This window comes from Phascolarctobacterium faecium (assembly GCF_003945365.1).
GTDB classification, from domain to species: domain Bacteria; phylum Bacillota; class Negativicutes; order Acidaminococcales; family Acidaminococcaceae; genus Phascolarctobacterium; species Phascolarctobacterium faecium.
Genome location: NZ_AP019004.1, coordinates 2,258,521 through 2,270,413, shown reverse-complemented (window position 1 = coordinate 2,270,413; position 11,893 = coordinate 2,258,521). Strand labels below are relative to the sequence as shown.

The 11,893-nt window shown below is 43.2% G+C and carries 7 protein-coding genes; all 7 read left to right on the top strand.

Annotated features, from left to right (window positions below; translation table 11 throughout):
- Nucleotides 1-100 precede the first annotated feature (100 nt).
- The gene (locus PFJ30894_RS10910; RefSeq protein ID WP_125669823.1) at nucleotides 101-982 is read left to right on the top strand and encodes a LysR family transcriptional regulator; all 882 of its coding nucleotides are present in this window, start codon (nucleotides 101-103) and stop codon (nucleotides 980-982) included.
- 650 nt (nucleotides 983-1,632) lie between these two features.
- The gene (locus PFJ30894_RS10905) at nucleotides 1,633-1,917 is read left to right on the top strand and encodes a helix-turn-helix domain-containing protein (protein ID WP_125669822.1); all 285 of its coding nucleotides are present in this window, start codon (nucleotides 1,633-1,635) and stop codon (nucleotides 1,915-1,917) included.
- Nucleotides 1,918-2,169: 252 nt separating this feature from the next.
- Entirely contained in the window at nucleotides 2,170-3,528 is a 1,359-nt protein-coding gene (locus PFJ30894_RS10900) for an autotransporter strand-loop-strand O-heptosyltransferase (protein WP_197714945.1), read from the top strand.
- Entirely contained in the window at nucleotides 3,510-6,413 is a 2,904-nt protein-coding gene (locus tag PFJ30894_RS10895; protein WP_125669821.1) for an autotransporter outer membrane beta-barrel domain-containing protein, read from the top strand. Before PFJ30894_RS10900 ends, PFJ30894_RS10895 begins: the two co-directional genes overlap by 19 nt.
- Before the next feature lie 489 nt (nucleotides 6,414-6,902).
- Nucleotides 6,903-7,499 (top strand): LysR substrate-binding domain-containing protein, encoded by a 597-nt coding sequence (locus PFJ30894_RS10890; protein WP_125669820.1) that lies wholly within the window; start codon nucleotides 6,903-6,905, stop codon nucleotides 7,497-7,499.
- A 539-nt stretch (nucleotides 7,500-8,038) separates the two neighbouring features.
- The gene (locus tag PFJ30894_RS10885; RefSeq protein ID WP_197714944.1) at nucleotides 8,039-9,346 is read left to right on the top strand and encodes an autotransporter strand-loop-strand O-heptosyltransferase; all 1,308 of its coding nucleotides are present in this window, start codon (nucleotides 8,039-8,041) and stop codon (nucleotides 9,344-9,346) included.
- Between the two features lie 78 nt (nucleotides 9,347-9,424).
- Nucleotides 9,425-11,611 (top strand): autotransporter outer membrane beta-barrel domain-containing protein, encoded by a 2,187-nt coding sequence (locus PFJ30894_RS10880; RefSeq protein WP_125669819.1) that lies wholly within the window; start codon nucleotides 9,425-9,427, stop codon nucleotides 11,609-11,611.
- The last annotated feature ends 282 nt before the right edge of the window (nucleotides 11,612-11,893 follow it).

Genomic DNA, 11,893 nt, shown 5'->3' with positions numbered 1-11,893 from the left:
AAGATTTCTTCTTGTCTTTATTGTAAAACCTGGGGTAGAATAAGTATAATACTAGTTATTGTATGTACTCATAAGCTATTTGTTATGAAAGGTGACGGTCATGGATCTATTACAGCTCAAGTATTTTAAAGTAGTCGCCGAACAGGAACACATCACCAAATCCGCCAAACTGCTGATGGTATCACAGCCCTACCTGAGCGCTATCGTTGCCCGGCTGGAAGAAGAAATGGGCGGGCAGCTTTTTGACCGCGACGGACGTAACGTAGTGCTGAACGAATACGGCAAGATCCTGCTGCATCATGCCAACGAAGCCCTGCAGCATCTGGAGGACGCCAAAAAGGAAATCGCCGACATGCGCTCGCGCGATACTAAATACATACGTCTTGGCAGCAGCAGTACCATGCTTTCCAAACGCTGGCTGGTGGATTTTCTTAAAGAACATGACGATATCAGGCTGGCGCATCTGCTGGCAGCGCATAACGAGATCATGGACGGACTTCTGAGCGGCCGCTTTGACTTTGGGCTGACAACTGGCAGGCTCGATCATCCTAAAATCATTTCAGTGCCGCTGTGGAAAGACCGTTATACACTGCTGGTCGGAGCCAGGCACCATATGGCCCGCCGCCGGAAGATCTATCTGCAGGATATCCAAAACGAAAAGATCTGCGCCCTGCCGGAGGATCAAAGCAAGCTGCGGATCGTTGACGAGCTGTGTAAAAAAGCCGGCTTCGAGCCGGACTTTGTCCTGGAAGGCAATGTTGAGCTGCTGAGCGACTATATGCGCGAAGGGCTGGGCGTTTCTTTCGGACTGGCGAGCGTCAGAGATGCTTACCGTGATATCCGTTCCATACCGCTGGCTGACGAGATCGGTGAAGCCAGTATTTACCTGTCGTGGTGCGGTGAGCGTTATCTCACCAATTCCATGCTGACGCTGCAAAGCTATCTGCGGGACGTAGGCAAACAGATAGAAGCTGAAAGGTAAATTGCAAAAAGTTGAACGGTGCAATGCTACTTGTTATAATAAAAATGCATGTACCGATGATGTCTTTCGAAAATACCTTCTAAAAATGTTGATTGGAATATTGTATGATTATAAAATGAGTAATTTTAATCATAGAAGCTAGAACCAACTGTAACTCCTAATATTGTGTTGTATTTATTAATCGGTGCATGCGTAAATAAAAAGCATCTGCAAAGCAGATGCTTTTTATTTTTTGTGTTCATAATTGTTTGAATAAAATTTAACTTAAGTCATGTCTTATAAATGCATATAAACAAAAAACAATATATATAAACAATAACTTTATTGAAAGTAGAGTGGTATAGTTTTAAAATATTATTTAATAAGACGTATTGTATAGCAAAAGAAAAGAAAACGTAACGTTTTACAAAAACGTAGTGTCGTATACAAACTAAATAGCGAGAAAGTATATATGGGGGGGACATGCGTTCCTGCGACCTTTCATAAGCTGCCCTCCTCCAGAAAGTTGTTCTGGAGGAGGGTAGCTTTTATTTTTCGGTCAGGGAAGGCAGACTTTGTAAGCATTGGTTTGTAAGTAAGGCAGAGAATAGAGGTGAACAAATAATTATAGAAATCGATTCAGATGGCTGAAGAGAAAGGAGCTGAAAAATATGACATATGGAATAGACGCTAAAAGCACAGGTACAGAAATAAAGATCAGAAGGATTAGAAGCAGAATAACCCAGAAGGTATTGGCAGAAGTTTTAGGCGTTTCGCAAACACATTTGAGCAATGTGGAAAATGGCAGGACCATGCTGGGTTTAGAAGGGTTGCTGAAAGTAAAAAGATATTTAGGCTGTACGTTAGATGATCTGCTGGATCCGGAAATGAGCAGCGCAACAAAAGAAACAGGTAAAAAAGTAAAACGGTATAAGTTAGTGCCATATGAAGAATAAAAGGAAAGGTTTGTACAAATGGAAAAATTAGAAGACTTGCTGCCAGGAAATTCGGAGATTAATTTGCACCTAGGAGCGTTAACAGTAAAGTGCCCGATATGCGGTAAGGAGTTTGGATGTAATAAAGCTTACCATGTGTATACGGCCTTGGTAAATAGAAGACGGCAGTACTACTGCAGTTATAGCTGTTATAAAAAGCGGCCCAACCCAAAGGAGAAAAGATAGTGATAATCAGAAAGGCTGAAAATTTGTATGAAAGCGAAAGTTAATGAAGCTAATGAACAAATAGACTTTCAAAAGAATATTGAAGCCGGTGATAAAGAAGCACCTGTACAGAAGCCGTATATGATCTTTGAGACCGGAGAAGTAGTGGAGGAAAGCGGCCTGCCGGGGATAAATTACGACTTTAACTACGGAGCCCGAGTAACAGTGCCGCAGGGAGAATACAGGGTCAAGCTCATCGATCGCAGTGCCTGCCTGACAGTCTACGACGCACCGGCGTCAGGAGTGATGGTGACCAGCAGTAAAAAGTACTTTGTTGATTTTCGTATTGAGGTGTATGAAGAGGATAAACTAATCTTTGCTCATGACCTGAACCTGAAAGGTAAAAAAGTGCTGATCAAATTTCCTACAGGAATCCTTGGAGATATCCTGGCATGGTTTCCCTATGCGGAAGAATTCAGAAAGAAACATCAGTGTGAGCTCTACTGCGCGCTGGCAGAAGACATGGCAGAACTGTTCAAACCTGGATACCCCGAGATCCATTATGTGAAACCGGAAGAACGTCCGGAAGGCTTATATGCCAGCTACTATATGGGGATATTCTTCCCCTGCGGGGACAGGATGCACCAGCCGTCGGACTTCAGGGTACGGGGCCTGCACAAAAATGCGGCGATGATATTAGGTCTTGACGAAGGCAGTGAACCCAAAGATATCAGCATCAAATTATTACCTAAGGACAAAACGAGAAAGATCAAAGAACCGTATGTGTGCATAGCAGCCCAGTCCAGCAGCCAGGCGAAATACTGGAACAATGGAGCCGGGTGGCTGAACGTAGTCAAGCACCTGAAAGAAAAAGGCTACAGAGTACTGTGCATAGACAGGGAGAATGTCTATGGTATGAACAGCCGCTTTAACATCATACCTTATGGAGCGGAAGACTTCACAGGCAAGCTGCCGCTGCAGGAGCGGATAGACCTTTTATACCATGCAGACTTTTTCATTGGACTGTCGAGCGGATTGAGCTGGGTAGCCAACGGAGTAGGCATACCTGTAATTTTGATCAGCGGATTCACGCTGCCGTTCAACGAATTCCCGACTCCGTACCGGGTGATCAACTACCATGTCTGCAACGGTTGCTGGAACGATACTCAGGTAGTGTTTGAGCATAAGGATTTTGAATGGTGCCCGCGGTTAAAGGGAACAGAAAGGCAGTTTGAATGCAGCCGGTATATAACGCCGGAAGCGGTGAATAAGGTAATAGATAGGCTGATGGAGGAATATGGGTTTGACCAGTCAAAAAATTTGGGACAGAGGAATAATTTTACTGGTACTGAGATAAAAAAGATTAAGAGAGCAAAGGAGAGTAGAAAATGCGAAGCATCAAAGTAAATAGGAAAAAGAGCAAACAAATACTGGCAGCATTAGTAATGGGGATGAATTTTGTTAATACTATAGCGCCGATGGCAGTGGCAATGCAAAAGCTGACGACTGAGGGAAAATCGCAATTACAGATGGTCAAAAGTAAAGCAAAACCATTGGAATATGTGAGTTTGCCACAATCATTGGAGTTTGTTGACGATTTAATTTTTGGTAAAGCAGAGGCTGCAGTAATCAGCGTAGGCGCTGGACAGACAAGCACTTTACCTACGCTTGCCTCCGGGGACTTTATGAATATCTCCAGCGGGGGAACAGGAACAGTAAGCACCATGAATGGTGGTTCCCAGGTTATCTCCGGTGGAGGAACAGGAACAGTAAGCTCCTTGAATGGTGGTGAGCAGCATATCTCCAGCGGAGGAACGGGAACAATAAGTGCCATGAGTGCTGGTATTCAGTATATTTCCGTCGGTGGAGCAGGAACAGTAAGTACCTTGAATGCTGGTAATATACATATCCTCAGCGGAGCAATAGGAACAGTAAGTACCATGAATGCTGGTAATTTGCATATCTATGATGGAGGAACAGGAACAGTAAGTACCATGAGTGGTGGTTTGCAGAATGTCTCCAGCGGAGGAGCGGTAACACTAGGTGTTATGAATGGTGGTTATCAGACTATAGTTGGGGGAACGGGGACAATAAGTACTATGAGTGGTGGTACTCAAACCGTCTCCAGTGGTGGAACAGGGATAATCGGTACTTTCATTAATGGTAGGCAAAATGTAACCGAAGGAACAGGAACAATAAGTACCATGAGTGGTGGTACTCAGAATATCTACAGTGGAGCGACAGGAACAGTAAGTACCATGAGTGGTGGTACTCAGAATATCTACAGTGGAGCGACAGGAACAGTAAGTACCCTGAGGTATGGTGGTATTCAGAATGTCCGCAACGGAGGAACAGGAACAATAAGCACCATGAGTGCTGGTTTGCAATATATCCACAGCGGGGGAACAGGAACAGTAAGTACCATGATGAATGGTGGTTATATGAATATCTCCGGTGGAGGGACAGGGGTAGTAAGTACAATGAGTGGTGGTGAGCAGAATATCTACAGCGGGGGAACAGGAATAGTAAGTACCATGAGTGGTGGTTTGCAGAGTCTCGCCAGTGGAGGAACAGGAACAATAAGCTCCTTGAATGGTAGTGGGTATCAGTCTATTCATGGGGGAACGGGGACAATAAGTACCATGAGTGGTGGTTCTCAGGGTATCGACAGTGGAGCGACAGGGGTAGTAAGTACCATGAGTGCTGGTTTGCAGTATATCCGAAGTGGAGGGACAGGGGTAGTAAGTGCCATGAGTGGTGGTATTCAGTATATCCGAAGTGGCGGGACAAGTCGTGATACAATGATTTACGGTGGTATCCAGCTTATTGCTAATGGTGGCACAGCAAATAATACAATTGTTAATGGTGGTACAGCCGCTATTTTAGGGGCAGGAGCAGCGGTAGAAGACGTTACAATGACTGGCGGTGAATATCTTTTAGGAACAGATGGTGGTACTTATTATCTTAACGGTATTTTTGGATTTTCCGGCGGCAATTTTGATATGACAAAAAACATTTCTGGTAGTACGCCAGGAAGTTATGAGACTTTAAACATCAACAATCTGCAGCATGGCGGTGGCACTTTTGTTATGAATACCGATCTGGCCAGTGAAACAAATGGCGATAAAATATATATCACCAGTGCCAATGTAGGCAAAAGTTATATCCAGGTTAAAGATGCCAGTTTGCTGAGCGGCACAGCGGTAACTGGCCATAAGAATTTGCTCTTAGTTACAGTAGCAAGTGGTACGGCAACTTTTGAAGGGAAAAACCTCAATAGTGGAGGGTTGTGGACCCTGACGCCAAAAATAGAAAACGGCGCTAATGTTACTGATTCATTAGGCAATGTAATAGGTAATTCAAGACAGTGGTATTTAACGCATGTTTTGAAAGCGATCAATAACGATACCAAAGTGTTATTAGAAGGAAGTGATAACAGCTATGCGCTGTGGCGCAATACTAACGATACTTTGCGTAAGCGGCTGGGAGACTTGCATTACCGTACTAATGAAATAGACGGAGATGGAATTTGGGCGCGTTACACAGGCGGAAAATTTGGCGGGAGTGGATTTGACAGCAGCTATAATATGTATCAGCTTGGTTACGATAAAGCAGATAATGCCAAGAGCACATATGGTTTTGCATTAGAAAGCGGAACCGGACATGCTGATTACAGCTTCGGCAGTGGTAAAGATAAATTATTCTCTGGCAGCTTCTATGGTACCTGGACCGGAGATGACGGAAGCTATACGGACGTAGTAGCAAAAATAGGTCAATTTGATACAGACATCAAATCTTATGGAGATTACCCGGATAAAGCCAGCTATAAAAACAGAGCTTACAGTGTGAGTATAGAATATGGAAAAACTATAGAACTGAGTGAAAAAAGTGGGACTTTCGTCGAACCGCAGCTGCAGTTCATAGCGGGAAGATTGGGAAGCAGTGAATATACAACAGACCGTGGTAATAACGTCTATGTTGGTGGTCTAAACAGTTATATAGGTCGTGTAGGCTTTGTTGCAGGTCAAAAAACGAAAGAGGGCAATGATGTCTATTTCAAGGCATCGGCGCTGCATGAATTTGGAGGCAGCAGAGATATTCATATGACAGCAGCCAATGGAGAAACCCTGTCGATGTCAAAAGACTACAGCGATACATGGTTTGAAGTAGGAATCGGAACAAATATCAAGCTCAGTAAAGTAAGTTATTTTTATGGTGATATAGAAAGGAGCTTTGGAGGAGAGATAGAAAAGAAATGGCAGGTCAATGCCGGCGTAAGATTTGAATTTTAAAGAATAAGCTATTTTTTATGAGTTAGTAGATTTATAAAAACAGACTGCTTTTTTTAGCAGTCTGTTTTTTGTTTCTGCTGCAGTGATTAGGCATAGTTTTGGGGTAGCAGCTTGTGAGCCGGTATAACTGTTCGGACTGGTAAAAAGTATCTGCAACAAAACTATAAAAAACGCGCAGACGCCGATAGTTGTAAAGCCGCTGGCGTAATGCGCCGGGCAAGACTCGCAGACGTTTTACACATGCTCAAAGTAAGTGTCTTGCGGGGAGGTACAAACATGCTATAATAACTGTAATTATTATAATAGGTAAAATTTTTGATGTAAAACAAAAAGAAGAAACGTTTTGGTTTCGATATTTTGAACTAAAACACTAATATTTCGAAAACTGAGGTGAAGTATGTATATCACAGACAAAATAGCTTTACTGCCACATCCGTAAACAGGACAAGAACAAGAAATATAAATAAAAAAGAAAAAGGGTGAAAAGCGATGAGAAGAAAAGTCAAAAATAAGCTTTTCTGCAACAGGATTCTGGCGGCAGTAATAGCAGGGGGCATATTGAGCAGCTGCTGCGCTGCGCATAACGAGATCATGGACGGACTTCTGAGCGGCCGCTTTGACTTTGGGCTGACAACTGGCAGGCTCGATCATCCTAAAATCATTTCAGTGCCGCTGTGGAAAGATCGTTATACACTGCTGGTCGGAGCCAGGCACCCTATGGCCCGCCGCCGGAAGATCTATCTGCAGGATATCCAAAACGAAAAGATCTGCGCCCTGCCGGAGGATCAAAGCAAGCTGAGGATCGTTGACGAGCTGTGTAAAAAAGCCGGCTTCGAGCCGGACTTTGTCCTGGAAGGCAATGTTGAGCTGCTGAGCGACTATATGCGCGAAGGGCTGGGCGTTTCTTTTGGACTGGCGAGCGTCAGAGATGCTTACCGTGATATCCGTTCCATACCGCTGGCTGACGAGATCGGTGAAGCCAGTATTTACCTGTCGTGGTGCGGTGAGCGTTATCTTACCAATTCCATGCTGACGCTGCAAAGCTATCTGCGGGACGTAGGCAAACAGATAGAAGCTGAAAGGTAAATTGCTGCATAGTATAAAAAAATAACGTATAAATAAAAAGACTGAGCTTAGGCTCAGTCTTTTTATTTATATTGCCAGACGTGTTGACCTTTGAAGCGGATTTTTTTAGCTGATTATGCATCTCGTGCAGTATAATTTTGTAAGCGTCTTAAATAATATTGTAATACTTATCTAAATGGAATAATATTACATCGTATTACAGTGTTATAAAAAACAATATTAATAAAAAACAATATCTACAAACAATATCTTTATTGATATTTTAAAAGTATGATTTTACAATATCAATAAAGAAAAATGTAACGTTTAAAACAAACGTATAGTTGTATAAAAATAAAATAGCGAGAAAGTATATGTGGGGGGGACATGCGCTTCTGCTGACCTTTCATAAGAGACCTCCTCCAGAATCAAATTCTGGGGGAGGTCATCTTTTATTTAGTCAGAAATTAGCCAGTAATGTAAGGGGTGCAAGTAAGGTTGGAGAGATACCAAAATAGATGTAGAAATAAAAATCAACAGATAAAGAAAAGGAGAGAAGTATGTCCGAAATAGAATCAGTAAGTGATGAAGAACTGACTCGCATAGCCAAAGGAATGGAAGAGAAAAAAGCAGAAGCTGTGCCGCAGAAACCGTATATGGTTTTTGAAGCAGGTGAGGTAGTGCAGGAAAGCGGCCTGCCAGGTGTAAAGTATGACTTTAACTACGGAGCCAGAGTAACAGTGCCGCAGGGAGAATACAGGGTCAAGCTCATCGACCGCAGCGCCTGCCTTACAGTCTACGACGCGCCGGCATCAGGAGTAATGGTGACTAGCAGCAAAAAGTATTTTGTTGATTTTCGTATTGAGGTTTATGAAAAAGATAAACTGATCTTTGCCCATGACCTGGATCTGAAGGGAAAAAAAGTGCTGATCAAATTTCCCACAGGAATCCTTGGAGATATCCTGGCGTGGTTCCCCTATGCGGAAGAATTCAGAAAGAAACATCAGTGCGAACTTTACTGTGCGGTAGCGGAAGACATGTCAGAACTTTTCAAGGCCGGATATCCAAATATCTATTATGTAAAACCTGAAGAACGTCCGGAAGGCCTATATGCCAGTTACTATCTGGGGATATTCTTTCCCTGCGGGGACAGGATGCACCAGCCGTCAGATTTCAGGGTACGGGGCCTGCACAAAAATGCTGCGATGATATTAGGGCTTGACGAAGGCAGTGAACCCAAAGATATCAGCATCAAATTATTGCCTAAAGAAAAAACGAGAAAGATCAAAGAACCGTATGTGTGCATAGCAGCCCAGTCCAGCAGCCAGGCGAAATACTGGAACAATGGAGCCGGGTGGCTGAACGTAGTTAAACACCTGAAAGAAAAAGGCTATAGAGTACTGTGCATAGACAGGGAGAATGTCTACGGAATGAACAGCCGCTTTAACATCATACCTTATGGAGCGGAAGACTTCACAGGCAAGCTGCCGCTGCAGGAGCGGATAGACCTTTTATACCAGGCAGACTTTTTCATTGGGCTGTCGAGTGGGTTGAGCTGGGTAGCCAACGGAGTAGGCATACCAGTAATAATGATCAGCGGATTCACGCTGCCGCTTAACGAATTCCCGACCCCGTACAGGGTGATCAACTACCATGTATGCAACGGCTGTTGGAACGATACGCAGGTAGTGTTTGACCATAAGGATTTTGAATGGTGCCCGCGGCTGAAGGGAACAGAACGACAGTTTGAATGCAGTCGGTATATAACGCCGGAAGCTGTGAACAAGGTGATAGACCGGCTGATGGAAGACTATGGCTTGGATCCGAAACAAAATAAAAAGATGAAGAAGGATGGCAAAAGCAGATGAGCCTTTGCTGTTACAAAGATATGTTTAAAGTAAAGATATGGGATAAATAAAGCAAAGTAATAAAGGTTGGTGAACTAAATGAAGGAAAGAAGGTTAAGTAAAAAGAAAAATCAGCAGATATTGGCAACGCTGGCAATGGGAATAAATTTGGTGAACAGTATGATACCTCTGGCAGCGGCACTACGGGAACTACCGAATAAGAGTGATTTGCAGGTGCAACAGCCAAAAAGAGAAGTGAAAACACTGGAATATACTGTTTTGCCACACACATTAAACTTTGTGGAAAATATGGTTTTTGGAAAAGCAGAAGCTGCAGATTATTCAGTTGATTTTGGTGTGAGCAGTGGTGTAGCATCAATGAGCTCTGGAGATATAATGGTAATCAAAGGAGGAACAGGTACAGTAGATACAATGAGTGGTGGTGTTCAGTATATCTCCAAAGGAGGAACAGGTACAGTAAGCGCTTTGAATGGTGGCAGCCAGAACATCTACAAAGAAGGAATAGGTGCAGTAGAAACCGTTATTTCTGGTTATCAGAATATATGGAACGGAGGAACAGGCACTGTAAATACTATGAGCGGTGGTCAGCAGTTTATTTCCAGAGGAAGCGGTATAGTATATACCATGAGTGGTGGAATGCAGAATATTTTCAGCGGAGGAACAGGTATAGTAATTACTATGAACGATGGTAGCCAGGCTATTCGGAATAGTGGGTTTGGTACAGTAAGCGCTCTGAATGGTGGTACACAGCAGATATATGCCGGAGGAACAGCCTTAGATACCAATATTTATGGTGGTACACAATTAATAGGTGGCAGCGCAGTAAATACAACTATTGACGGCGGTGTAGCTGTTATGCTGGATGGTAATGCTTTCGTTTCAGGTTTGACGATGAGCGGTGGTGAATATATGTTAGGCGCAGATGGTGGCGATTATAACATCTTGGGGCAGTTTGAGTTTACAGGTGGCCGCCTCGACATGACCCAAAACAAAGATGGCGCTCAGACTGGTACCCAGGAGGAACTGACCATCGAAAATTTGGACAAAGCCGGTGGTACGTTTATTATGGATACCGACCTTAACAATGAAGAAGGCGATAAAATAACGATCAAAGAGGCCGCAAATGTAGGCACAAGTTATATCCAGGTCAACGATACAAGTTTGCTGAACGGTACTGTAACCGATCGTAAAAATTTGCTGCTGGTCAAGGATAACAGCGGTAAATTAACTTTTGAAGGAAAAGACCTTAATAATGGCGGCATTTGGACATTTACACCAGAGATAGAAAATGGTTTAAATGTTAAAGATAATGCTGGAAATGTGATAGGTAGTAAAGAAGAATGGTATTTAACACACATAGATAGATCTGTTAACAACGATACCCAAGTGTTATTGGATGGAAGTGATAGCAGTTATGCGATGTGGCGTAATACCAATGATACGCTGCGTAAGCATCTAGGAGACCTGCACTATCGTACGAACAAAAAAGGTGTAGAAGGAATTTGGGCGCATTACACAGGAGGAAAATTTGCCGGGAGTGGCTTTGACAGCAGCTATAATATGTATCAGCTTGGTTACGATAAAGCAGATAATGCCAAGAGCACATATGGTTTTGCATTAGAAAGCGGAACCGGACATGCTGATTACAGCTTCGGCAGTGGTAAAGATAAATTATTCTCTGGCAGCTTCTATGGTACCTGGACCGGAGATGACGGAAGCTATACGGACGTAGTAGCAAAAATAGGTCAATTTGATGCAGACATCAAATCTTATGGAGATTACCCGGATAAAGCCAGCTATAAAAACAGAGCTTACAGTGTGAGTATAGAATATGGAAAAACTATAGAACTGAGTGAAAAAAGTGGGACTTTCGTCGAACCGCAGCTGCAGTTCATAGCGGGAAGATTGGGAAGCAGTGAATATACAACAGACCGTGGTAATAACGTCTATGTTGGTGGTCTAAACAGTTATATAGGTCGTGTAGGCTTTGTTGCAGGTCAAAAAACGAAAGAGGGCAATGATGTCTATTTCAAGGCATCGGCGCTGCATGAATTTGGAGGCATCAGGGATATCCATATGGAAGCAGCCAATGGAGAAACCCTGTCGATGTCAAAAGACTACAGCGACACGTGGTTTGAAGTAGGAATCGGAACAAATATCAAGCTCAGTAAAGCAAGTTATTTTTATGGTGATATAGAAAGGAGCTTTGGAGGAGAGATAGAAAAGAAATGGCAGATCAATGCTGGCGTAAGATTTGAATTTTAAAGAATAAGCTATTTTTTATGATTTAGTAGATTTATAAAAACAGACTGCTTTTTAAGCAGTCTGTTTTTTGTTTCTGCCGCAGTGATTAGGCATAGTTTTGGGACAGCAGCTTGTGAGCCGGTATAACTGTGCTGACTGGCAAAAAGTATGGGTAATAGATTCTTAAGAACTGCGCAGACGCCGACAGTCGTAAAGCCGCTGGCGTAATGCGCCGGGCAAGACTCGCAGGAGTTTTACACAAGTTCAAAGCAAGTGTCTTGCGGGGGGGTACAAACGTGCTAT